This window comes from Bradyrhizobium sp. ORS 111 (genome assembly GCF_045571485.1).
Lineage (GTDB): Bacteria > Pseudomonadota > Alphaproteobacteria > Rhizobiales > Xanthobacteraceae > Bradyrhizobium.
Genome location: NZ_CP120701.1, coordinates 1,896,595 through 1,920,153, shown reverse-complemented (window position 1 = coordinate 1,920,153; position 23,559 = coordinate 1,896,595). Strand labels below are relative to the sequence as shown.

At 63.3% G+C, this 23,559-nt stretch carries 18 protein-coding genes; 7 read left to right on the top strand and 11 right to left on the bottom strand.

Annotated features, from left to right (window positions below; all coding sequences use genetic code 11):
- The first annotated feature begins 69 nt into the window (after positions 1-69).
- Genes P6U30_RS08865 through P6U30_RS08855 form a run of 3 tightly spaced genes read left to right on the top strand, consistent with a single transcriptional unit; the run spans position 70 to position 2,967 of the window.
- Positions 70-993 carry a BadF/BadG/BcrA/BcrD ATPase family protein gene (locus P6U30_RS08865; protein WP_407169019.1) on the top strand — a complete coding sequence of 308 codons (924 nt, stop codon included), beginning with the start codon at positions 70-72 and terminating at the stop codon, positions 991-993.
- Between the two features lie 19 nt (positions 994-1,012).
- Positions 1,013-1,957, top strand: coding sequence for an N-acetylmuramic acid 6-phosphate etherase (locus P6U30_RS08860; RefSeq protein WP_407169018.1), 945 nt, complete (start codon positions 1,013-1,015; stop codon positions 1,955-1,957).
- A gap of 11 nt (positions 1,958-1,968) precedes the next feature.
- On the top strand, positions 1,969-2,967 hold the full coding sequence (locus P6U30_RS08855) for an SIS domain-containing protein (protein WP_407169017.1): 999 nt from the start codon (positions 1,969-1,971) through the stop codon (positions 2,965-2,967).
- 239 nt (positions 2,968-3,206) lie between these two features.
- On the opposite strand, the gene P6U30_RS08850 is transcribed toward P6U30_RS08855, so the two are convergent.
- The gene (locus tag P6U30_RS08850; protein ID WP_407169016.1) at positions 3,207-4,631 is read right to left on the bottom strand and encodes an ATP-binding protein; all 1,425 of its coding nucleotides are present in this window, start codon (positions 4,629-4,631) and stop codon (positions 3,207-3,209) included.
- On the bottom strand, positions 4,628-5,356 hold the full coding sequence (locus tag P6U30_RS08845; RefSeq protein WP_407169015.1) for a response regulator: 729 nt from the start codon (positions 5,354-5,356) through the stop codon (positions 4,628-4,630). The genes P6U30_RS08850 and P6U30_RS08845 overlap by 4 nt, the downstream gene beginning before the upstream one ends.
- A 426-nt stretch (positions 5,357-5,782) precedes the next feature.
- On the opposite strand from P6U30_RS08845, the gene P6U30_RS08840 reads away from it, so the two are divergent.
- Together P6U30_RS08840 and P6U30_RS08835 are read left to right on the top strand one after the other, a co-directional pair.
- Positions 5,783-8,131 carry an LPS-assembly protein LptD gene (locus tag P6U30_RS08840; protein WP_407169014.1) on the top strand — a complete coding sequence of 783 codons (2,349 nt, stop codon included), beginning with the start codon at positions 5,783-5,785 and terminating at the stop codon, positions 8,129-8,131.
- Between the two features lie 91 nt (positions 8,132-8,222).
- Entirely contained in the window at positions 8,223-8,513 is a 291-nt protein-coding gene (locus P6U30_RS08835; protein ID WP_407169013.1) for a hypothetical protein, read from the top strand.
- A 76-nt stretch (positions 8,514-8,589) separates the two neighbouring features.
- Here the strand turns inward: P6U30_RS08835 and P6U30_RS08830 are convergent, their stop codons facing one another.
- From P6U30_RS08830 to P6U30_RS08790, 9 genes are all read right to left on the bottom strand, one after another.
- Positions 8,590-9,822 (bottom strand): ABC transporter permease, encoded by a 1,233-nt coding sequence (locus P6U30_RS08830; protein ID WP_407169012.1) that lies wholly within the window; start codon positions 9,820-9,822, stop codon positions 8,590-8,592.
- 23 nt (positions 9,823-9,845) lie between these two features.
- Positions 9,846-10,541, bottom strand: a complete 696-nt coding sequence (locus P6U30_RS08825) for an ABC transporter ATP-binding protein (protein ID WP_407169011.1) — start codon at positions 10,539-10,541, stop codon at positions 9,846-9,848.
- A gap of 28 nt (positions 10,542-10,569) precedes the next feature.
- Positions 10,570-11,721, bottom strand: coding sequence for an efflux RND transporter periplasmic adaptor subunit (locus P6U30_RS08820; protein ID WP_407169010.1), 1,152 nt, complete (start codon positions 11,719-11,721; stop codon positions 10,570-10,572).
- Between the two features lie 220 nt (positions 11,722-11,941).
- Positions 11,942-12,304, bottom strand: a complete 363-nt coding sequence (locus P6U30_RS08815; protein ID WP_407150965.1) for a hypothetical protein — start codon at positions 12,302-12,304, stop codon at positions 11,942-11,944.
- A 210-nt stretch (positions 12,305-12,514) separates the two neighbouring features.
- Positions 12,515-13,708, bottom strand: a complete 1,194-nt coding sequence (locus P6U30_RS08810) for an adenylate/guanylate cyclase domain-containing protein (RefSeq protein ID WP_407169009.1) — start codon at positions 13,706-13,708, stop codon at positions 12,515-12,517.
- Between the two features lie 157 nt (positions 13,709-13,865).
- Positions 13,866-15,146 (bottom strand): ArgE/DapE family deacylase, encoded by a 1,281-nt coding sequence (locus tag P6U30_RS08805; protein ID WP_407170407.1) that lies wholly within the window; start codon positions 15,144-15,146, stop codon positions 13,866-13,868.
- Between the two features lie 58 nt (positions 15,147-15,204).
- Entirely contained in the window at positions 15,205-16,521 is a 1,317-nt protein-coding gene (locus tag P6U30_RS08800) for an aspartate aminotransferase family protein (RefSeq protein WP_407169008.1), read from the bottom strand.
- Positions 16,522-16,525: 4 nt separating this feature from the next.
- A complete protein-coding gene (locus P6U30_RS08795; protein WP_407169007.1) occupies positions 16,526-17,590 on the bottom strand; it encodes a phosphotransferase in 1,065 nt (354 codons plus the stop codon).
- Positions 17,591-17,679: 89 nt separating this feature from the next.
- Positions 17,680-19,002 carry an MFS transporter gene (locus tag P6U30_RS08790; protein WP_407169006.1) on the bottom strand — a complete coding sequence of 441 codons (1,323 nt, stop codon included), beginning with the start codon at positions 19,000-19,002 and terminating at the stop codon, positions 17,680-17,682.
- Between the two features lie 216 nt (positions 19,003-19,218).
- On the opposite strand from P6U30_RS08790, the gene P6U30_RS08785 reads away from it, so the two are divergent.
- The gene (locus P6U30_RS08785) at positions 19,219-19,914 is read left to right on the top strand and encodes a GntR family transcriptional regulator (RefSeq protein WP_407170406.1); all 696 of its coding nucleotides are present in this window, start codon (positions 19,219-19,221) and stop codon (positions 19,912-19,914) included.
- Positions 19,915-20,172: 258 nt separating this feature from the next.
- Positions 20,173-23,556 (top strand): adenylate/guanylate cyclase domain-containing protein, encoded by a 3,384-nt coding sequence (locus tag P6U30_RS08780; protein ID WP_407169005.1) that lies wholly within the window; start codon positions 20,173-20,175, stop codon positions 23,554-23,556.
- The last annotated feature ends 3 nt before the right edge of the window (positions 23,557-23,559 follow it).

Sequence of the window (23,559 nt, the reverse complement as noted above, 5' to 3'; positions counted from 1 at the left end):
CCGTAACCTCAAATATTCCCCCATCTAGGCATTGGGGGACCCGGACCGGAGTCCTCGCGTTAACATCCGATGGAAACGAAGGGTACCACGTATCTCGGAATTGACGGGGGCGGAACCCGCTGCCGCGCCCGGATTGAAGATGACAAGGGCAGGCTGCTCGGCGAGGCAAGCTCGGGGCCCGCCACGACGCGGATCGGCGTCGAAAAGGCCTGGCGCTCCATCATGGAGGCAACCGAAGCGGCCGCCGCACAGGCGGGGCTGGCGCGCGAGGATTTTGCCCGAATGCACGCCGGAATTGGCCTCGCCGGGCTTGGCCGCCGGGGCGCGGAAGCTGCGCTCAAAAACATTGCCCATCCCTTCGCGTCCGTTATCTTCATTAGCGACGGCTTGGCGGCCTGTCTCGGCGCCCATGGCGGGGCGAACGGAGCCATCGTGGTCGCCGGCACAGGCTCGGTGGGTGTCGGCCTGATCGACGGCCACGAAATCCGTCTCGCCGGCTACGGTTTTCCGGTGTCGGACGAAGGCAGCGGGGCCGATATCGGTCTCCAGGTTGTTCGACTGGCGCTGCGGGCCGCGGATCGCCGCAGCGAATTGACCCCATTGCTTGCGGAGGTGCTGGGCGCATTCGATCATGACCCTTACCAGGCGGTGGCCTGGTCAGAGGAGGCCAGGGCCACGGACTACGCTGCGTTCGCGCCGATCGTGATGCGGCACGCCAATCAGGGCGATCCGGTCGGCCGTCGCATTGTCGAACGCGCGGCCGATGCCATTGGCGATCTGCTCGATCTGTTCCTGGCGAGAGGAATCGACCGGCTCTCGCTGGTGGGCGGGCTCGCCGATGCCATTGCTCCCTGGCTGACGCCTGACCTACGCGGCCGCCTGAAGCGTCCCGACGCCGACGCGGCGGCCGGCGCGTTACTGGTGGCACGAGGGCGGATTGACCTGTCCCATGGAAAAACTGACCATGAACAAGCTTCAAAGTTCAGCGTTTGACAGCGGATGGATCAACTATATGGCCACCGAAGAAGTCGATCCTCGCTTTGCCGATCTTGATGCATGGCCACTGGCGTCAGCGATGGAAGCCATGTGGGAGGGCCAACTTGCGGCCGTCGCCGCGATCGGCCATGCCCTTCCCGCGATCACTGCGGCTGCCGAAGCGGCCAAGGTCGCGCTGGGCGACCGCGGACGCATTGTGTATGTCGGGGCCGGCACCTCCGGCCGCGTGGCGGTGCAGGACGGCGCCGAGTTGATGCCGACCTTCGCCTGGCCCCGCGAGCGCGTCCGCTTCATCGTCGCCGGTGGAGACAGCGCGTTCGTCACCAGCATCGAGGGTGCGGAGGACGATGTCGATGCCGCGGTCGCGCAAATCAATGCCGCGCGGCTTACGCCGCACGACGTGGTGATCGCCGTTGCCGCCAGCGGCACCACACCCTTCACGGTTGCGGCGCTGCAGCAGGCAGGCTCTTTCGGCGCCGTGACGATCGCTATCGCCAACAATCCCGGCACCACACTCTTGGCATCGGCAAAGTTTCCGATCTTGATCGAGACCGGCCGCGAGTTGATCGCCGGCTCCACGCGGATGAAGGCGGGCACCGCGCAGAAGGTTGTGCTCAACCTGATCTCCTCGGGGATCATGCTGCGCCTTGGCCGGGTGTATCGCGGCATGATGGTCAACATGCCGCCGACCAATGCCAAGCTGAAGCGGCGCGCCGAAGCCATGGTGGCGCAAATCGCGCACTGCGATCCGCAGCACGCGGCACGCTCGCTTGAGCAGGCCGAGGGAGACATCAAGACGGCAGTTCTTCTGGCGTTGGGTGTCGACCGGGGTGATGCCGAGGCCGTTCTGAAAAGCTGCGACGGCAACCTTCGGCGCGTGTTTGCCGAGCTCGCCAAGGAACGCGATCGACATCCCAAGGTAACAGCGGAGCGCAAGCCAAGCGGAGCAGTCAAGTCGTGACGACATCCGCGATGGCAAACGAAATCGGCGAAAGCGCGGACGTTGTCGCCAGAATTGTCCGTAACCGCGCCGCTACGCGCGACATCGCACAGCGAATTGGAATTGGCTCTGTCCCCGTGTGCGTCGTGTGCGGCCGGGGAAGCTCCGGGCATGCCGGGGTCTTCTTAAGATACCTTGTCGAGACACGCCTGCGCCTTCCCGTTTCAGCCAGCGCTCCCTCCGTGATCACGGCATTCCGCACGCCGTTGATGCTGCGCCATGCGCTGTTCATCGTGATCTCGCAATCCGGCCGCAGCCCGGATCTTGTGGCGGCCACCAGGTCGGCGCGCATCGCGGGCGCCCGCACCATCGCGATCGTCAATGCGACGTCGTCGCCGGTGGCTGACGAAGCGGAGTTCGTCATTCCGATCGAAGCCGGGGAGGAGCACTCCGTCGCGGCAACCAAGACCGTGATCGGCTCGATGGCAGCCTGCGTCGGACTTGTTGCCGAGCTCGCGGAGGATCATGCGCTGCGGTCAGCTCTCGACAGGCTGCCCGAGCGCGTGCGCGGCGCGCTGGCGCTCGACTGGTCTGAGATTGCCGATGATCTCGCCAGGGCGTCGGCGGTGTTCGTAGCGGCGCGGGGCCTGGGCCTGGGATCGGCGCGCGAGATCGCGCTCAAGCTTTCGGAAATCCTGCGTCTGCCCTCCGTTGGTCTGAGTGCCGCCGAGTTGCAGCATGGGCCGCGTGCCGCGCTATCGTCGCGCACGCCGGTTGTCATGATGCGCCTCATGGATGAAACAGCGGCAACGGTGGACGCACTGGCAGAAGAATTGCGAGAGCAGAAGATCGCGCTGCATCTCTGCGGCGGACCGCATGGCTCGCTGCCCTGGCTGGCTGAGGACGACCCTGCCACCGACCCGATCACCATGCTGGTTCCGGCCTATCGGATGATCGAGCAGACGGCGCGCGCAAGTGGATTTGACCCGGATCGTCCTCCCCGCCTGAGCAAGATCACCGAGACGTTTTGACAGCCGACCACCTAAAGCGCGATGAGATCGGGATAAATCGTCATCGCACTTTAGTTTCTTGGTTTGGGCCTGATCCGGAGAACCGCTTCGCGCTTTTCTGGATCATGCCCTTAGCTGTTGAACGAAAGCTGGAGCATCGCCGCACCAGCTTCGCAGCAAAACGACCTCGCGCACACGCGCACGCTGAGGTCGACTGTTGCGGGATAGGCGCGATGACCGCCTTCGTAGCAATGCACGCGTCACAAGGTTGGTAACTCAAGAAGAGCGCTCAGCCCTCCGCTGTCACGATTCTTGAGCGTAACATCACCACCATGCTCGCGCGCGACCGTTCGGGCTATGCTTAGGCCCAAGCCAACCCCGGCCCTTCCCGGATCGCGCGCAGGTTCCCGTCTATAGAAAGGTGCAAAAACTCTCTCCTGTTCCTCTGGTGGGATACCCGGCCCGTCGTCATCAACGGTGATGACGACGCGGTTGATATCTTGAACGATCTTTACGCGCGCGCCTCCCCCATATTTGACCGCATTGTCGATGAGGTTCGCGACGGCGCGGCGAACAAGGGCCGGCCGGCAACGAACATCGATGCCGCGTCCCTCGGAATAGGAGACCTTGCCACCCGTATCCTCAACGTCCTCGCAAACATCCCCGACCAGGACACCGAGATCCACGAGCGTACGCGGCTCCTGGCGAGCGTCATCCTGAGCGAACGCCAACGTGGATTCGATCATGGCATTCATGGCTTCCAGATCAGAAAACATTTTACGCTGTTGTTCATCGTCTCCAATCAGTTCGGCACGCAGGCGCAGGCGTGCAAGCGGCGCCCTCAAGTCGTGCGAGATTGCGGCCAGCATCTGTGTCCGATCTTCCAGAAAGCGCTGCAATCTATGCTGCATGCAGTTGACCGCCCGAATCGTGGCCCGCAACTCCTGCGGTCCACGCACGACAAGCGGAGGCGCCGTCAAATCGGTACCAAGCCGCTCAGCCGCGTTCGAGAACTCTCTGATCGGGGCCGCCAGATGACGCGCTGTCCAGATTGATACGAGTCCCGCAACGAGGGCAATGGAGATCAGGAGCAAGATCAATCCGTTTCCGGATCCCATCGGATAATCGGCAATGGTAAACGTAATCCTCCGACCGTCCCACAAAGCTGCCTCGATGACGGCGGTGCCGCTTGACGTCAGGTCGGAATGGTCAAGACCATCATTCCTGCGGTCGTCGACAGGCACCCGCCGCGCGCTCACCGATATCGGCGGCGACATCGTTTCCAGCTGGATTTGAACGAGCTGGCGGAGCCTATCAAGGTTCTCGTCGACGGCACGCACGGCATAGGGCTGCGCGGGCACATCGAGCGAAACCTGCATGTCGGGCTCCGCAACTCCCGCGACGATACTCTGCTGTTTGGATTGAGGAGCCGACGCCACCGAACGTACGATTACGGCAATTCTCCCGGAAAGCATCATCGCATTGCCGCGGGAGCTGATAACGGTGAAGTTGGATCTGGAGATCATGACATGGGTGCGCGCACTGTCATCCTTAGCCTGACCGTAGCCGTAGTAATTGGCAGCGAGGCCTAGCCCGATTGCCGCCAGTAGCCCGAGCGTGATGGCAAGAACGATCGCGATCGCGATTCTCGCTGCGATGCTGTTCAGTCCCGCCGGCATGATCATGACGCCGGCACCACGGTGACGTTCGCTGCGAACACATAGCCGCCGCTCCGAACGGTCTTGATCAGCGTCGGTGACTTCGGGTCAGGTTCGATCTTGCGACGAAGCCGGCTGACCTGGACGTCGATGCTTCGGTCGAAGACGCTGGCAGAACGTCCGCGAGAAAGGTCGAGCAGTTGGTCACGCGAAAGCACGCGCCGCGGCCGCTCGACAAACGCAAGAAGCAATTCGAACTCGCCGGCCCGCAATGGCACGAGGGCGTTCTTCGCAGAATAAAGCTGCCGGTGAATCACATCCAGGCGCCAACCGGAAAATTCAAGAATGCGCTTTTGATCGCCCGAGCCGCCGGCTTCGGGCGCCCCTGCACGGCGAAGCACGGCGCGGACACGTGCCAGCAGTTCGCGCGGATTCGCAACCTTTGCAAGATAGTCGTCCGCGCCCATTTCGAGGCCTACGATTCGGTCCACCTCATCGCCCATCGCCGTCAGCATGATGATCGGCAATGTGCTGGTGGCGCGCAAACGACGACATAGCACCAGCCCGTCGTCGCCCGGCAACATCAGATCGAGGATCACGAGATTGACGCGTGACGCCTCCAGGATCGAAGCCATCTCGCTGCCATTATGGGCAATGGAAACGCGGTAGCCGTGCCGGCTAAAAAACTTCGACAGCAATGAGCAAAGCTCTTTGTCGTCATCCACAATGAGAAGATGTGGTGCAGCGTTCATGACGCTGGAGCCCCCTCGCAAACCTCGCATTTCGACCTGGAACCCGGCATGTGCGTCCCTTTATACGAGCGTCGCCGGCGCGTTGAGCCCTTTTGGCAAACGATTTTGTAACCTTCTGTAACCCAGGGCTCGTGATGCAACAATGTGCAACAGTTCGGGCCTTTTCGGGGTTTTGGGAGACATCAAGCGCTCGGAGCTTCCGAGCTAAGAAGATGCGCCGAGCCGGTCAGATGTAAGACGCCTCGAACATCGGCGGATTTGATTCCTGACCGTCAAGTGGCGGATGGGTACGCATTGAGGTCAGCGTTGAAGTCCCGGATCGCAGGCTCCGCTCCGCAGGAGAAGCAGATCATACGACCTCCGTTCGCTCGGCCATCAGCGATCCAGGCTAGGCTGATTGCAGTTTCTCTCATCCCTCTGATTGCCGTGGTCTTCGCAACAGAGATCACGCCATCTGCCGTCGCGCAGGGCTTCATCTACAATCCGCGCCCGCCGCAGCCCGCCCGCCCGCGCGCACCCAATGACAACCAGATGCTGGTGCAGGCGGTCGAGGTCGATTACGACTACAACAACAACCGCGTGTCGGCGGTGGGCGACGTGCAGCTGTTCTACAACGGCACCAGTATCGAAGCCGACAAGGTGATCTACGACCGGAAGACCAAGCGGCTGCATGCCGAAGGCAACATTCGCATGACGGATGCCGAGGGCAAGATCACCTATGCCGATATCATGGATCTGAGCGACGACTATCGCGACGGCTTCGTCGATTCGCTCCACGTCGAGGCCGCAGATAACACGCGCATGGCGGCGACGCGATTGGATCGATCGAGCGGTAATTACACGGTTTTCGAGAAGGGCGTCTACACCGCCTGCGCCCCTTGCCGTGACGATCCGAAGAAGCCACCGCTGTGGCAGGTCAAGGGCGAGCGCATCATCCATGACCAGAACGAGAAGATGCTGTATTTCGAGACGGCGCAGCTCGAGTTCTTCGACGTGCCGCTGGCCTACATGCCGTTTTTCTCGACGCCCGATCCGACCGCGAAGCGCAAGTCGGGCTTCCTGATGCCGGGCTTCAGCGAATCCTCGACTTACGGATACGCGATGGAGGTCCCCTATTACTGGGCGATTGCGCCGGACTACGATGCCACTTTCACCCCGCGCATTACCACCCGCCAGGGTGTGCTGATGCAGGCCGAATTCCGCCAGCGCCTGATCGACGGCTCCTACCAGATCCGCGCCTACGGCATCGACCAGCTCGATCCTGGCGCCTTCGCGGGCCAACCCGGCGACCGCCAGTTCCGCGGCGGCATCGACACCAAGGGCCAGTTCGCCATCAACGACAAGTGGGTTTGGGGCTGGGACGGCGTTCTCTTGTCGGACTTTTATTTCTTCTCCGACTACCACCTGGCGCAGTACCGCGATCCTTTCAGCTCCTTCCTCAGCCTGCCGACGGAGGCGATCTCGCAGCTCTATCTGACCGGTGTCGGCGACCGCAGCTATTTCGACCTGCGTTCGATCTACTATTTGAGCTTCTCGGGCAACCAGCAGCAGGTGCCCGTGATCTACCCCGTGCTCGATTATTCGAACGTGTTCAACTATCCGATCTTCGGCGGCGAGGTTTCCTACAAAACGAACTTCGTCAGCCTGACGCGCAACGACACAGTGTTCGATCCGATCACGACGCTTGCGAACACCAGCGGGCTCTGCTCGGTCGCCTCCGCCGATCCGATGGCGAGGATTCCGACGCAGTGCCTGTTGCGCGGCTTCCCGGGAACCTACGCGCGGCTCACGGTGGAAGCGCAGTGGCGCCGCTCGTTCACCGATTCCATCGGCGAGATATGGACGCCGTTTGCGATTATGCGTGCGGACGTCATCAACTCCGACGTCTTGAGCCAGCCGGGCGTCTCCAACTTCCTCCCCGTCGGCGACACCCAGGCGCTGCGCCTGATGCCGACCGTCGGCCTTGAATACCGCTATCCCTTCATCAACGTGCAGCCGTGGGGCTCGACGACGATCGAGCCGATCGCGCAGGTCATCATCCGCCCGAACGAGACCTATGCCGGCAAGCTTCCCAATGAGGACGCCCAGAGCCTTGTCTTCGACACGAGCAATCTGTTCAGCGTTGACAAGTTCTCCGGCTATGACCGTATCGAGGGCGGCGGACGCGCCAATGTCGGCGTGCAGGCGACCACGCAGTTCGATCGCGGCGGCGCCATCAAGGTGCTATTCGGCCAGTCCTACCAGCTATTCGGCCTCAACTCCTTCGCGGTGCAGGACGTAACGAATACCGGTGTCGATTCCGGCCTCGCGACACCGCGATCGGACTATGTGAGCAGCGTGACCTACTCGCCGAGCTCGACCTACACGTTCAGCGTACGCTCGCGCTTCGACGGGCAGACCTGGAACGTCCAGCGCTTCGAGGCCGAAGCGAGGGCGAATTTCAATCGCTGGTCGGTCAGCATGACATACGGCAACTATGCACCGCAGCCCGAGCTCGGCTATCTCTCGCGCCGGGAAGGCCTGCTAGGCAGCGCCTCCGTCAAGGTCGCGACAAACTGGGTGGTGACCGGCGCTGCGCGCTGGGACCTGGAGGCGAACAAGATCAATCAATATGTGATTGCCGCAGGCTATGTGGACGATTGCTTCGTGCTGGCATTGAACTACATCAGGTCCTACAACTATGCGGTGGGCGGCGCACCACCGGTGGTCAACGACACTTACATGCTGCAGATCGGACTGCGGACGATCGGAACTCTTTCGATTCCTTTGCCCTAAGCGCATCCTCGTAGAACGCTAGCGTGAGCGTTCAAGCTTTCGGAAATCCTGCGTCTGCCCTCCGTTGGTCTGAGTGCCGCCGAGTTGCAGCATGGACCGCGTGCCGCGCTATCGTTACACGCCGGTTGTCATGATGCGCCTCATGGATGGAACAGCGGCAACGGTGGACGCACTGGCAGAAGAATTGCGAGAGCAAAAGATCGCGCTGCATCTCTGCGGCGGACCGCATGGGTCGCTGCCGTGGCTGGCCGAGGACGACCCTGCCACCGCCCCGATCACGATGCTGGTTCCGGCCTACCGGATGATCGAGCAGACGGCGCGCGCGAGCGGATTTGACCCGGATCGTCCCCCTCGCCTGAGCAAGATCACCGAGACGTTTTAATCGCCGACTATCCGTTGGCTGACGATCGAAAGCTGGCGCACTGCTGCGGCTTGAGTCGCCTGAGCCAGTTTTCCGCCTATCCCGACCTGAGCAGTGCCGCCGGATCCAACCGCGCGGCCCGCTCGGCGGGCAGAAGACCGAAGCCGATGCCGATGACGCTCGAGCAGGCGATCGCGATCAGCGCCATCCGTTCGTTGACCTCGATCGGCCAGCCGAGCGCAGTGGGGATGACACGAGCGCATGCATAGCCGGCGATGAGCCCCAACAAACCGCCGATCGTGCACAGCAGCACCGCTTCCAATAGAAACTGCCAGCGGATGTCTTGTGGCCGGGCGCCAAAGGCCAACCGGATTCCAATCTCATTGATCCGTTCAGTGACCGATACAAGCATGATGTTCATCACGCCGATGCCGCCGACCAGCAGGGAGATTCCGGCAAGTGTGGACACTAGCAAGGTGAACTGTCGATAGGCCCGGTCGTGGGTCTGGGCGACCTGGATAAGGTTCTGAATGCTAAAATCGTCGGACTTGCGCCCCACGATCTTGTGACGCAACCGCAGGACACGGGCAATCGCCGATTCTGCCGCCTGCATCGCCTCAGCGGATTCGGCCTTCACGAGAATCGTATGCACGGCATCAGGGTTGGCCTGGCTGCGCCCGACCGTGAAGATTTTCGCGGCTGACAACGGAATGAACATGACGTCGTCCTGGTCTCGGCCTGTGAAGTCCTGTCCCTTTTCGGCAAGCACGCCGATCACGAGATAGGAGGCGCGTTCAATGCGCAGGAAGTGGCCAAGCGGGTCCCTGTCCTTGAACAGTTCGCGCGCCACGGTGCGGCCGATTACCGCGACCTTTGCCGCCGACGTCACGTGATCATCGTTGAAGAGTTGGCCCTCCGCGAGCCTCCAACCTCGCGCTTCGAAAAAATCCGGCGTCACGCCCGCAACCAGGGTCGACCAGTTCAAATCGCCCGATACTGCCGTCTTTTGCTCACCGACGAATGGTGCGGCGATGACAATGTCCGGCACCTCGCGGGCGAGCGCCCGCGCATCGGCGCTCGTGAGCGAGAGGATGGTGCCCGCCTGTTGCCGCACGCCGTGTGTGAGCTGCGCGCCGGGCCTCACAAGCAACAGATTCGAGCCAAGCGAATTAATCTGCTTCGAGATTTCGGCACGTGCCCCTTCCGCCACCGCAACCACGATCACGACAGCAGCAACACCGATGACAATGCCGGTCACGGCGAGAATGGAGCGCAGGATGTGCGCACGCAGGGACCGAAACGCGAGATGAACATAGTTGAGCGATCGCATTCGAGGCCTTCGCCTGTCAATATTCACGCGCTGTCGCAACGTCGGGAGTCGCCGACGACGGCGCCGTCCCGAAGCCTGATCGCGCGACGCGCGCATGCCGCGACCTCGAGATCGTGGGTCACCAGCACGACGGTGAGCGCGGCGCGCTGCAGCTCGCGAAGGAGCGCGAGAATGGCATCGCGCGTGCTCGTATCGAGTGCCCCGGTCGGCTCATCGGCCAGGAGAAGGTCGGGACCGTTGACGATCGCCCGTGCGATCGCAACACGCTGTTGCTCGCCTCCCGAGAGCTGGGCCGGCATATGGTGGATCCGGGCGCCGAGACCGACCCGTTCGAGAACGGCTCGCGCCGTCGCAGCCGGATTCCGCAGTGGTTCGCGTCGGTAGAACAGGGGTAAGGCGACATTCTCGAGCGCGGTCAGGCGCGGCAGCATATTGAAATTTTGGAAGACGATGCCGATGCGCTGATTTCGCAGCTCGCTCAGGCGGCTTTTTGTCTGCGCGAATACATTTTCGCCGTGCAGAAGATAATGTCCGCGCGTGGGTTGGTCGAGGCAGCCCAGGATCGAGAGCAGCGTCGACTTTCCCGATCCGGACGGCCCCACGACGGCGACGAAATCTCCGCGATCGATCTCCAGACAGACATCCGACAATGCGCGAACGGTTTGGTCGCCGAGCTGATGCAGCTTGTGGACGTGATCGAGTGTGACGAGCAAGCTCATACGCTAACTGGCCGGGCGGCTTTCATTGTTAGGGTTTACTCCGGTAACCGACAGCGACCCGTTCGCCGACCTGAAGATCCGGCGACATGATCTGGGTTAGCGAATCTCCGGTAGCGCCCAGTGACACGACGGTGGGCTCGAGATGGCCCGATTCGGTGCGAATCCAGATCAGCCCCTTCCCGGGGGCGTGATTGTCGGGGCGGTCACGGGTCGGCCGAAAGCTCAGCGCCGCATTGGGAACGACCATCACGTCCTGTTGCTCCTGAACCGCGACGCGAACGTCAGCCGTCATTCCCGGAAGCAACAAGCCATCGGGGTTGGGCGCCGAAATCATCACGGTGTAGGTCACTACGTTTTGCACCATCTGTGCCGCCTTTCGGATCTCGAGGACGCGACCTTCGAACGCGCGGCCGGGATAAGAATCGACGCTGAACAAGGCACGCTGCCCGGTTTGGACCGCGCCAATGTCGGCCTCGCTGACGGATGCACTCACGCGCATATCAGAAAGATCGCGCGCGATCGTGAACAATGTCGGCGCCTGCAGGCTCGCAGCCACCGTTTGGCCGAGCTCCACGCTGCGTCGAATCACGATCCCGTCGATCGGAGACTTGATGGTGCTCCGTTCCAGATCGAGCCGGGCCCGTTCGAGTGCGGCGCGCGCCGCCATGACTCCGGCCGCCCGCATCTGCTCGCCCGCCCTGGCGGCGGATACCTCCGCGGCGCGCGACCGCGCCGCCATCTGTGCGCGCTCGGCATCGCGCTGCGAAACAGTGCCGTTCCTGCTCAGCGTGCCCTTGATCTGAAGATCGCGCAGGGCGTCGTCTTGGCGCGCCTGCGCGCCTTCGACGGCGGCCTTAGCCTCCTCGTGCTGGGCCAGCGCGATCGCGAGCGCGGCTTCCGCTTCCTTGACCTGGACTTCAAATGTCGCGGCGTCGAGTGCAGCGAGCGGCTCGCCGGTCCGGACGCGGGAATTGTGATCGGCCATCAGTTTGGCGACCTGCCCCGAAAGCTGCGAGCTGACTTCGACCGTGTCGACCGCCTCGAGCGTTCCTGAAGCGGTGACATTCTGAACGACGTTGTCGCGGGCGATGCTGACATAGCGCAGATTGTCGCGATCATCCCCGATTGCAGAGACTGAATTGTCCGGAGCCCACAGCGGGTAGGTGGCGGCAATCGCCAAGGCTCCCAGCACGACACGCGCCAGAAGGCTTCGAGACAAGTTCGGCTGAGTGTCCGTGCGAATAGTGATCTCGCCGCGCTAGCTGATGCGGTGCTCCATTTTTGAGAACAGGCGTGGCCGCCTTTCGCTCTGCTTCGCGGGCGGCGCGAGACGGCTCAGAGAACCGAGACGTACCCGCGCCGCCGCGGGACGCGGTCCGAAGCGATCGCTGTCGGCCGGATCAGGGTATGATGACCGCCGTATGCGGACTGTTGGCTGAGGGTGCCACCTTTCCAGCCGTGACCGGCGGAGGGGTCTTCAGGGTGCCGTTGCCAGGATTGGCATTCGTGTTGGGCTGCGTGAAGTGGTGCGTGAGCAACGACCCCATTTCGACCGCCGGGGTTGTGTGATCTGCACCGGACAGCGGGCTTCCCTGACCGGGCACGGTGTCGGCCGACCGTCCATTGGTTTTGACGAACGGGTTGCTGGAGGTCGTCGTCAGGCCGCCAGCACCTACCGCCGTGAACAGGTGGTCGGAGGCCTGGCTGGGGCACGTGCCCGCAAGCAATGATACGCCTGCTGCGATGATTGCGAGTCTTCTCATCATCAACTCCTCTTCGTTTGCGTTCGCCAAGGCGCAAAGCCGGTTGGCTGCGTCGAACGCTTGAATGCAGTTGATCTCCAGCAGTTCCTAAATTTTTTCGGAGAATGACGCGCGATGTTCGCGATCATGAGTGAGTTAGTTTCTGACAGAGAAGTCAGAATTGTAGAAATAGCGGACGGTCCTTTGCCGTCATCTGGTCGAGATTCACCCCTAATACGCAAACAGCTCGATCGGGTCACTGAAGCCGCGCACCGGAAATTCGCCGACGCGTTCGAGCTCGAAATCGCTTGCGACCAGGTCGGCGAATGCGCGGGACAGCAGCACGGTTCGTCCCACCTGCTTGGTGAGGGTCTCGAGGCGCGAGGCCATGTTGACCGCGGGGCCGATGACGGTGAAGTCGAGCCGCGTCCGCGAACCGATGTTGCCGTACATGACGTCTCCGACGTGGACGCCGATGCCGAAGTTCAACGGCGCGCCACCGGCCTCGCGGCTCTTCGCGTTCAAGGCGGCCATGGCCTGACGCGCCTCGGTCACGGCATGCAGCAGGTTTGCGCAGGCCGACGGCTCGCTGAGCGGAAAGATGGCAAGCAGACCGTCGCCCATGAATTTCAGGATCTCGCCGCCGTGTCGCGCGATCGGCTCCGACATCGCGTCGAAATAGTCGTTCAACAGACCGATGACGTCGTCCCGCGGCCAGCTATCGGAGATCCGGGTGAAATCGCGCAGGTCGCAGATCATGATCGCGGCACGCACCGTGGTCCCGCTTCCGCGCCTTGTGGCGCCGGCCAGGATGAGCTCGCCCGCATGCGCGCCGACATAGGTTTCGAGCAGCGTACGTGCCATCCGGTTCTTCATGCGGATTTCGCTGACCATCGAGAGGATCGGCATCACGCGCAACAGGCCCGCGATATGCGCGTCGTCGAAGCCGCCGGGGCGGTCCGTCGAGAACGCCACCGCGTGCCGCTTTCCGAGCGTATGGTGCATCGGCCACGCCACATAATCGGTCAGGCCCTTCGACCGCAACTCGTCATAGACGCCATGCTTGCGGCCGAGTGCCGGATCGCGCTCGAGATTCTCCCGGATCTCGCTGGCGCCGTCCTGGATCTCCGCAACCGGACTGCCGATATATTCGGAGCGCTGCCGGACATCGTAGTCGACCCGCGTGATCGTGGCCTCCCGTATCCCGTCGACCCACAGGATCCTGGCACCCAGCCACTGGGGATGCTGGATCAGGAGATGGAGGGACGCCCGCTTGATCGGAATCCCCGCGCGTTGCAGCCGGACACACAGCTCGGCGAAAATATTGTCGACGAAGCGCTCCTCGCGCGTCTCGTTGGTCAGCCAGTGCACGACGTCGCTGTCTGAACCCCTGGCGGCGGAATCGATGTTTGGCGGCGCATTCATACCCTGCTCCTGAGCGGTGACCCGGATCCGGCGGTACCGACTATGTCGTGCTCCCGCTGGGCGACGTCAACACATTCCGCCGCGATTGTGCGCATCAGGTTGCCGGGACGCCGAGGGCCGTCGGCCCCCGAACGCCGCCGGCCGGCGGGCGTGACGCCTACCGGCGGGCTTCGCTGTCCATCGCCTCGAGGCCACACCAATCGGCGATGAACAGCGCCAGCGTCTTGGTCACCTTGCGCAGCGATTCCAGATCAACGCATTCGTCGAACGCATGAGGATTGCGGCAGTAGGGGCCGTAGACCAGCGTCGGACAATCCGCATAGAGGCCGAAGAAGCGCGCATCGGTGGTGGCCGCGAAGGCGTGCTCCTTGAGCTCGGCGCCCCATACCTCGGCATGGCAGCGGCGCAGCACGGCCTCCTGTTGCTCGGCACCGACCAGATGATAGCCCTCCGCCATGAATCCGGGATAGGAGATTCGCGGCGGGTGCGTCGCGAGGAATGGATTGCGCGCCGACACCTCGGCGATGAACTGCTCGAACTCGGCGCAGGCGTTCGCCGGGGACTGGCCGGGATACACCGCGACCCGCACCTCGAAGGCGCAGGCCGACGGCGCGCTCGATGTCCACTCTCCGCCTTCGATGCGGCCGACATTGAAGTTGATCGGATGGGGATGGTTCTGGAATGGCGGATAGTCCGCCTTTCGCGCATTCCAGCGCGTTTCGAGCTCACCGAGCGCCTGGATCAACTCGATGGCATTGTTGATCGCGCTCGCGCCCTTGCCGAAGTCGCCGGAAGCATGGCCCGGCGCGCCGGCGACCTCCACCCGGATCCAGATCGGACCGATCTGTCCGCGCAACAACTTCGGCTCCAGCGGTTCGGGGATGAAGGCGGCATCGGCCGTATAGCCGCGCACGACGCAAGCCAGCGCGCCGTTGCCGGTACACTCCTCCTCGACCACCGACTGTACATGCACCCTGGCGGCCGGCTGCAGCCCGAGGCGGTACAGCGCCTTGAGTGCGAACAGGTTAGCCGTGAGCCCCGACTTCATGTCGCCGGCGCCGCGGCCATACATCCAGCCGTCCTTGATCACGGGCTCATAGGGACCGTAGGTCCATGAGGTGGCAACGCCGGTCGGCACCACGTCGATGTGCCCGTTGAGGATCAGCGAACGGCCGAAGGCGGCTTTCGGGTGATGGGTGCCGACCACGTTCCACGACTTGTCATAGGAGATCGACACCGGTGAGAAGCCGGGATGGTCGCGCATGCTGTCGGCGTCGATCACCCACTTGTCAACCGCAAGACCGAGCCCGGCCATCGCGTCCGCCATAATGTCCTGCGCAGCGGCTTCCTCGCCGCGCTGCGAGGGAATGCGCACGAGCTGCTGCAGGAACTGCACCTGTTCATCGAACAGGGCATCGACCGCGGCAAGAATTTGCATGGTCCGGGCGGTGTCGTGTTTCGCACTCACGGGAGAAATTTCCTCTCGACTCTTGTCGCTACAGTGAAGCCAGGACATCGCGGAGCGCCGCGATCAGGGTGTCGGCATTGTCACGCGAGAACACCAGCGGCGGACGGATCTTGAGCACGTTGGCGTTTGGGCCCGAGGCGCTGATCAGAACGCGGCGCTCGCGCAAGCCGTTGACCAGCCGCGTCGTGGTCGCCGCATCCGGCGTTTTCGCCGAGCGATCAGCGACGATCTCGACGCCGATGAACAGGCCGGCGCCGCGGACGTCGCCAATCTGCGGGAAGTCGCGGCCGAGTTGTTGCAACCCGTGGCGCATATAGGCGCCGACATCGGCGGCGCTCGCCTGCAACCCTTCATCCCTGATGGTGTCGAGCACGGCAAGGCCTGCCGCAGCCGCCACAGGATTGCCGCCGAAGGTGTTGAAATAGCGCGCCCGCTCGCCGAACTCGGCCACGACCTCGGGTCGGATGATGACGCCCGACATCGGATAGCCGTTGCCCATCGGCTTGCCGATCGTGACCATGTCGGGCGCAACGCCGTGGCGCAGGAAGCCCCACATCGCATCGCCGGTGCGACCGAAGCCGGGCTGCACTTCGTCGGCGATGAAAAGACCGCCGGCCGCGTGGATGGCGTCGACCGCCGGCTTCAGGAAGCCCTTGGGCTCAGCCATCACGCCGTCGCTGGAGAAGATCGTATCCACGATCAAAAGCGCCGGCTTGATGCCATGCCGCTCGAGATCGGCGATCGCGGCGCGCACATCGCGCCCGAAGCGCTCCGCCATGTCGCCCGGCGCCGTACGATAGGAATCGGGCGCCGGCACGGTCCTGACATGGCCGCCGAGATGCACGAACTCGCCGAGCGACGGCGAGAATTCGGCAACCGCGCTGGTCAGGCCGTGATAGGCAAGGCTGGTCACGATGATGCCGGTGCCGCCGGTCACGTGACGGGCGATGCGCACGGCGAGATCATTGGCCTCGCTGCCCGTGCAGGCGAACATCACCTGGCTCAGCGCGGCAGGGAACGTCGCCGTCAGCGCCTCGGCATAGGAGATGATGGACTCGTGCAGATAGCGCGTGTGGGTATTGAGGATGCCTGTCTGCCGCGTGATCGCCTCGACCACCCGTGGATGGCAGTGCCCCATCGAAGCGACGTTATTGTAGGCGTCGAGATATTTGTTGCCGCTGGCATCGTAAAGCCAGACGCCCTCACCCTTCACGATGTGCAGCGGTCTCTCATAGAACAGCCGGTAGGCGGTGCCGAGCACGCGCTGCCGCCGCTCGATCAGACGCTGCTCTTCCGGATTGAGCCGGGCGAAGTCCTCGGGAGTGAAGGCGTTGACCATGGCCATGTGCTTAACCCTCGCAATTGGATGAGACGAACCGCGCGAGATCGGACGCGGACAATCCGGACAGACGCTGCAGGCCCTGCCAGGCAGCATGATGGTTTCGCAGGATGTAGTCCCTGTTGTCGGGCCGGCTCGCGGCCCGCCATTCCGAGATGATGATCGACATCGCCACCCGTGCCTTGACCAGGACCGGAAGCACGTGGACCTCATCAGCCTCGAGCCGCGTCACAGTGCTGTAGCCGCGCAGGATCGCGCCCGCGAGGTCCTGCCAATCGTCGCTCGCCAGGTGATAGGCAAGTGCCACGGCGAGATCATTGACGCGCGGCGCAAACACCATGTCGCCGAAATCGATGATCCCCGCGATCTCCAGCGGCGACGCCGCATCGACCAGGATGTTGTGGGGATTGAAATCGTTGTGGATGATCTGATGCGGCAGCGAGCCCGCCACCGGTGGAATCTCTCGCGCAAATGCATCGAGCACGCCGCGCACGAGTGGTTGCCGTTCCTCGCCGACATGGCCGACGAGGTCGGCAAGATCGAGGGTATGACTGATGTCCCAGAGCAGCTTGCCGGCGGGCGGACGCCCCTGGAAGCCGGCGAGCCCTCGACCGAGAACCCCAAGTACTCGTCCGAGATTGTGGTTGCGAGCGATCGATGCCGGCAGACGATAGAGCTGGTCGCCATCAAGATAGCTGAGCAGCCGCACCTTCCGGACCGCACCGTCTGCCAAGGACAGATCATGGCTGCGTACGCCTTGCAGGGTGGGAATCAGCCGCGGCACCGGGACATCCGGGGCCGTCGCCTCGAGATGCATCAGCGCACCATCCTGAAACGCCAGCGACGCCGGATCTTCGACGGGATTGGCGATCTTCAGCACGTAGGCATCGCCAGTCGAGGCGACGAGTTTGAAGGTCTCGTCGCGCTCGCTCGACAGCCGGGTCACCGAACCGGACAGGCCGTAGATCCGCGCGACCAGAGCCTCGACCTCGGCGAGCGGCAGCAGCATCCAGTGCGACGACAGCACGTCGCTGGCCGAAGCGCGAGATTCACTCTGGATCGCCACGTCATTCATTCCGGCATTCCGACATACAATCACTAGGCGGTGACATGCGCTCGCGGCAGCCACGATAGGCTGCCGCGAATGCTGCTTGAGAGTCCAGTCTAGCTGTTGACGGCGTAGGCGGAACGATCCGCCCGGCCGAGCGCGACCTTCGTGGCGGCGGCTTCATCCTCGACCGGCAGGAACCAGATCGACAGGAATGCACCGCCGGCAATGAGCGCGAACAGCGCTGCCAGCGGCCCCCACTGGACGCCATAGGCGTGCGCCAGCCAGACGCCGACCAGCGGCGTGGTGCCACCGAAGATCGCGCCGCAGAGCTGGAAGCTCAGCGAAATGCCGGTGTAGCGCATGCGCACCGGAAATGCCCGCGGCAAATAGGAGGCGATCACCGCGTAGTAGGCGCCAATCAGAAAGGTCGCAACCAGGATGCCGATCGCAATATTCGCAACACTGCCCGACACCACCAGCATCATCATCGGAGCCGACCAGAGACAGGCCGCGCCGGTCGTCAGCAACAGCAGGCGTCGCTCGCCGATCCTCGTGGCAATATACGAACCGACCGGGAACGAAGCGAGTTCGACGATGCCGACCCAGGAGATGATATCGAGGATCTGGCTGCGCTGGATGTTCAGATAGGTCGTCGTGTAGCTGATCATCAGCGTGGTGATGAAATAGAATCCGGCGATGCCGAGCAGGCTCAGGCCGATGCCGAGCACCACCGCTCTCTTCCTGGTCTTCAGCACCTCGCGGACCGGAACGACGTCGTGGGACGACGCCTTGTTGAGTTGCGCGAGCATCTCGGGGCTTTCATTGACGCCGGCACGGATGATGAAGGCCACGATCACAAGCACGCCGCTGAGGATGAACGGAATTCGCCAGCCCCAGGACTGAAAGTCCTGTTGCGGCAGCGCGGACACCGCGCGAAACGCGAGCGTCGCCAGGATGAGACCGATCGGGCTGCCGTATTGCGGCGCGGACGCCAGGAACGTCCGCCATTTTGCCGGTGCGTGCTCGGTGGCAATCAGCACCGCGCCACCCCATTCGCCGCCGACGGCGACGCCCTGAACCAAACGCAGCAGCACGAGCATGACCGCGGCCATGATGCCGATGGAATGGAAGCTCGGCAGGATACCGATCAGCGTGGTCGCGATGCCCATCACGGCCAGCGTGATGATCAGGCTCTTCTTGCGGCCGACCTTGTCACCGAGATGCCCGAAGATCAGCGCGCCGAACGGCCGCGCCACGAAGCCGACGGCAAACGTCGCCAGCGAAGCCAGAACGCCCATGAAGGGATCTTTGGTGGCGAAGAACACGTCGCCGAACACCAGCGCGGCGGCCGTCCCATAAATGTAGAAGTCGTACCACTCGATGGCGGTCCCGAGAAACGCGGCCAATGCCGCCCTGATCGGCTGTCGCTCAACCATGCCCCTGTTCCTTCTCCCCAGTTCGTGCGCGGGTTTTGAACGTGTGATCTCCGGCGATTCCTTCGTATGCATTTGATGCATGATGCGTCAAGATAATTTTGATGCATCAAATATCAGCAGGCTGGTTATCAAACAGGCGCGCTGATATAGCTTCTCGAAACATTGAATCGTGATCGGGCTGATCCACCGCGAGATAGGGAACCCCTTGTGAAGGACATGTTTTTACAGGTCGATCGCAGCAGCCTGTACGAGACCGTGTACTCGCAGATTGCCCTCGCGCTGATCGAGGGGCAGCTCCAGCCGGACGACAAGGTCCGGATCCGGGCTCTTGCCGATCAGCTCGGCGTCAGCGTCACGCCCGTGCGGGACGCCCTGCTCCGCCTCGTCAAGGAACGGGCGCTGGAGATGCGCGGGCTGAAGGACATCCGCGTCCCGCGGATGCGCGTCGATCAGTTGCAGGAGGTGCGGCTGATCCGGTTACGCCTGGAAGGCCTTGCTGCCCAACTTGCCGCCTCGCGCATCGACCGCACCTCGGAGGTGATGCTGACGCGCATCCTCGAGGAGAACGAGGAGGCGCGAACCAAGGGCGATACCGTCACCGCAGTCAAGCTCAACCGCCTGTTTCACTCCAAGATCGCCGAAATCGCCGGCCTGCCCGTGCTGCACGACATGATCGAGAACATGTGGCTGCGGATGGGCCCGCTGATCGCGGCAGTCTATGTCTCTGGCGGACGGCCCATGATCGCCTATCACCACGAGATCCTCGACGCGCTCCGGAAGCGCGACCCTGCGGCCGCCGAAGCCGCCATCCAGGCCGACATCAATGCCACAGCGGAAATCCTGCTCCAGTCCGGGCTTCTGCTGTCGAACGAGCCGGCGACAAGTCACGCGGGATTGAAGGCGCTGGCTTGACGCTATATCCGCAAGCACGGCCTTCCTCGCAAGAACGAATTGCGCAGCGCGACCTTCGGAGCTGGTCCGCCGCAGATATTGTCGCGGCGCCTTGCCAAGCTCACACCTGAACATCGCAACGAAAGCTCGCGAGCGGACGATGCGCGCGACGGGGTGATGACCAACGGTATTCTGAGGTGCGCTTCGTGCACCGTCAGCGGGGACATTCCCAATGTCGGGTGATCTCGCCAGACCACTTATCCACTGGACTTCCGCGAGATGTTGGAAGACCTTAGCGTGTGGTGGCAGGAAGTGATCATGGACGTTGTCGAGTGGCTGCGAGGCCTAGGTCTTGAGCAATATGAGACCGCGTTTCGCGAAGCGGAAATCGGACTCGACGTTCTGCCTGACCTCACCGACGCCGATCTTGTCGAATTGGGCGTATCGCTTGGCAACCGCAAGCGTCTATTGAGGGCGATCGCCGCCCTGCGCAGAGCGCCGGTGCCGTCGGGCGAGCCGGGCCCGGATGAAGCCGAACGCCGCCAATTGACCGTGATGTTCTGCGATCTCGTGGGATCGACCGAGATTTCAGCGCGGCTCGATCCCGAAGACATGCGCGACGTGATCCGCGCTTATCAGGATGCGTGCTCGGGGGCGGTCGCCCGCTACGACGGCTTCGTGGCACGTTTCATGGGCGACGGCATCCTCACCTATTTCGGCTTCCCGCGCGCGCATGAGGATGAAGCCGAGCGCGCGATCAGGTCGGGCCTCGATATCGTCGACGCCGTCGCAAAGCTGGAGACGCCGGCGCGACGCAAGCTCGCGGTGCGGATCGGCATCGCCACCGGCATTGTCGTGGTCGGCGATCTGATCGGACACGGTCCCGGTCAGGAACGGGACGTCGTTGGCGAGACGCCGAATCTGGCGGCGCGGCTGCAGGCTCTGGCGGCGCCGGGCACCGTGGTGATCGCGGAAGCCACCATGCGACTGATCGGCCGGACTTTTGATCTGGCGCCACTCGGCGTTCATGCGCTCAAAGGATTCGAAACGCCGGTCCCGATCTGGTCGGTGCTGCGCGATGCCCGGACCAGCACCCGCTTCGAAGCGTTCCGATCGCAGGGGCTTTCGCCCATGGTCAACCGCGAGCAGGAGACGGCGCTGCTGCGGGACCGCTGGCGACGCTCGCAGAACGGTGAAGGGCATGTGGTCCTCGTCTCGGGCGAAGCGGGAATCGGAAAGTCGCGCATCGTGGCCACGCTCGCCGAACACGCCGCCGCATCGCCCCACGTCGCAATCCGCTATCAATGCTCGCCGCATCATGTGAACAATGCGCTCTATCCGATCTTGAGTGAAATCGGGCGCGCGGCGGGATTGGTCGACGACGAACCGCCGACGGTGAAGCTCGACAAGATCGAAGACATGCTTGTGCGCCATGGGCTCGACGCTCGCGAGTACGCACCGATCCTTGCCGGGGCGCTTTCCATCCCTGCGGCTGACCGTTACGCCCCGATCGATCTGACAGCGGCGGAACTGAAGGAACGCACGATCTCGGCACTGGTCGTGCTCTTCACAGCGAGAGCCCAGCGCGTCCCTGCGCTTGCACTGCTCGAAGACGTGCATTGGATCGACCCGACGTCACTCGTCGTGCTGGGACGCCTGTTCGACCAGGTGCCGGGCCTGAGCGCGCTTATCGTCGTCACCGCCCGCCCCGAATTCATCTCTCCCTGGGAAAACCAGGCGAATCTGTCCGTCCTGAATCTCAGCCCGCTGCCAAAGGACGAAACGACTGCCATCGTTCATGGCGTGGCCGGAGGGAAAACGCTGCCGGCCCAAATCCTCGAGGAGATCATCGTCAAGACCGACGGCGTGCCGCTGTTTGTCGAAGAGCTGACAAAAACCGTGATGGAGTCCGGTCTGCTTCGCGAAGACGGCGACTCTTATCAGCTCGTTTCGGGACGAACGCCGATCGCGATCCCGTCGACCCTCCAGGACTCACTGCTGGCCCGCCTGGACCGGCTCAATTCGGTGAAGGACATCGCCCAGATCGGCGCGGCGATCGGCCGCGAATTTTCGCACCGTCTGCTCGAGGAAGTGTCGAGCATGCGCGGTGCAGCGCTCATGGACGCACTCGACAAGCTGATCGCCGCCAACATCATCCACCGCAGCGGTGATCCGCCCGAGGCCGTCTACACCTTCAAACACGCGTTGCTGCGCGACTCCGCCTATCAGCTCATGATCCGCGGACGACGCCGCGACGTGCATCGCAGCATCGTCAGCACCCTCGAGGCACGGTTTCCGCAGATCGTCGAAACCCAGCCCGAGATTGCGGCGATGCATCACGAGCACGGCGGCAACCCGGCACGCGCCGCCGATTATTATCGGCTCGCCGGCGGCCGCGCTGCGGCGCGTTCGGCAAACGTCGAAGCCCTCGCCTATCTGAATGACGGACTGCGGGTCATCGAGACGCTGCCGCCCGGCACCGAGCGCGACCGGCTGGAGTTGCAGGTGCAATTACAGCGCGCGGGAGCCCTGCGCGGCACCAAGGGCTATTCCGCGCCGGAAACCGGCGAGGCCATCAGCCGCGCCTACACGCTGAGCCAGAGCGTCGGCGAGCCGGCGCAGTTGCTGCTGACGCTCGCCGGCCTCTATGCCTACCACCTCGTCCATTCCGAGACGATTCGGGCGGGAGAGGTCGCCGAGAAACTGCTGACCCTCGCGCGGCAGCAGGGCGACACCAACTACATCATGATCGGGCTGCGCAGCATCGGATGCGTTCAGTTTCAGCTCGGATACCAACCTGCCGCGCTCGAACACTTCGAGCAATCGCTGTCGCTGTACGATCCCGTGGCGCATGGTCCGCTCGCTTCCTCCTTTGGATTGGATCACAAGGAGGTCGCGGCCTCGTTCCGCTCGACCACGCTCTGGCTGCTCGGGCGGCCCGCTCAGGCGGAGGCCTCGCAACAGGAGGCTCTGTCTCATGCCGAGAGCCTGAAGCACCTGCCCAGCATTTGCCAAGCGCTGATCTACAGCGCGCTGCTTCGCGTGTTGGCGCGCGACCACCCCGGCGTCATCGAATCGGCCACTCAAGGGATCCATCTGGCCCGGCGTCTGTCGTTCGACCTGATGGAGCACGGCGCGAGCTTCTTCCTCGCCGCCGCGCGGCGCGGGCAGGTGCCGCCGGACGAATTGCTGCCGGAGATGCTGCGCGCTGCCGAGCTGTGGTGGGCGACGGGTGCCCGCCAGTACCAGGGCTATGTCCTGACTGTGATCGCGGAAACCTATCTGGACGCGAACCAGCCTGAGAAAGGCTTATCGATCGTGGCACAGGGCAAGGAGTTGCTCGAGGCAACTGACGAGCGATGGGCCGAAGCCGAGCTCTATCGCGTGGAAGGCATGTTGCTGCTCGCATTGCCGGAGCGGCGGATTGCCGAGTGCGAAGCCTGCTTGCGGAAGGCAATCGCCATCGCGCGCGACCACGCGGCGCAGGCATGGGAGTTGCGTGCCTCGGTCGATCTGGCTCGCCTGCTGGGCGAGCTTGGACGCGCCGCCGAAGGCAAGGCGCTCGTGGAAGCGGTTTATCGCCGTTTCGACGAGGGATTCGACAGCGTCGACCTTGCCGCCGCGCGCGCGATCCTGATGCCGCAGACCTCCTCCATCGCCTGACCG

Excerpts from the sequence above, each read along its gene's own strand:
- P6U30_RS08780 (WP_407169005.1), top strand. The coding sequence starts at position 20,173 with ATGTTGGAAGACCTTAGCGTGTGGTGGCAGGAAGTGATCATGGACGTT.
- P6U30_RS08815 (WP_407150965.1), bottom strand. The coding sequence starts at position 12,304 with ATGAGAAGACTCGCAATCATCGCAGCAGGCGTATCATTGCTTGCGGGC.
- P6U30_RS08825 (WP_407169011.1), bottom strand. The coding sequence starts at position 10,541 with ATGAGCTTGCTCGTCACACTCGATCACGTCCACAAGCTGCATCAGCTC.
- P6U30_RS08845 (WP_407169015.1), bottom strand. The coding sequence starts at position 5,356 with ATGAACGCTGCACCACATCTTCTCATTGTGGATGACGACAAAGAGCTT.
- P6U30_RS08850 (WP_407169016.1), bottom strand. The coding sequence starts at position 4,631 with ATGATCATGCCGGCGGGACTGAACAGCATCGCAGCGAGAATCGCGATC.
- P6U30_RS08790 (WP_407169006.1), bottom strand. The coding sequence starts at position 19,002 with ATGGTTGAGCGACAGCCGATCAGGGCGGCATTGGCCGCGTTTCTCGGG.
- P6U30_RS08795 (WP_407169007.1), bottom strand. The coding sequence starts at position 17,590 with ATGAATGACGTGGCGATCCAGAGTGAATCTCGCGCTTCGGCCAGCGAC.
- P6U30_RS08865 (WP_407169019.1), top strand. The coding sequence starts at position 70 with ATGGAAACGAAGGGTACCACGTATCTCGGAATTGACGGGGGCGGAACC.
- P6U30_RS08805 (WP_407170407.1), bottom strand. The coding sequence starts at position 15,146 with ATGCAAATTCTTGCCGCGGTCGATGCCCTGTTCGATGAACAGGTGCAG.
- P6U30_RS08785 (WP_407170406.1), top strand. The coding sequence starts at position 19,219 with ATGTTTTTACAGGTCGATCGCAGCAGCCTGTACGAGACCGTGTACTCG.
- P6U30_RS08860 (WP_407169018.1), top strand. The coding sequence starts at position 1,013 with ATGGCCACCGAAGAAGTCGATCCTCGCTTTGCCGATCTTGATGCATGG.
- P6U30_RS08800 (WP_407169008.1), bottom strand. The coding sequence starts at position 16,521 with ATGGCCATGGTCAACGCCTTCACTCCCGAGGACTTCGCCCGGCTCAAT.
- P6U30_RS08810 (WP_407169009.1), bottom strand. The coding sequence starts at position 13,708 with ATGAATGCGCCGCCAAACATCGATTCCGCCGCCAGGGGTTCAGACAGC.
- P6U30_RS08835 (WP_407169013.1), top strand. The coding sequence starts at position 8,223 with ATGGACCGCGTGCCGCGCTATCGTTACACGCCGGTTGTCATGATGCGC.
- P6U30_RS08855 (WP_407169017.1), top strand. The coding sequence starts at position 1,969 with ATGGCAAACGAAATCGGCGAAAGCGCGGACGTTGTCGCCAGAATTGTC.
- P6U30_RS08830 (WP_407169012.1), bottom strand. The coding sequence starts at position 9,822 with ATGCGATCGCTCAACTATGTTCATCTCGCGTTTCGGTCCCTGCGTGCG.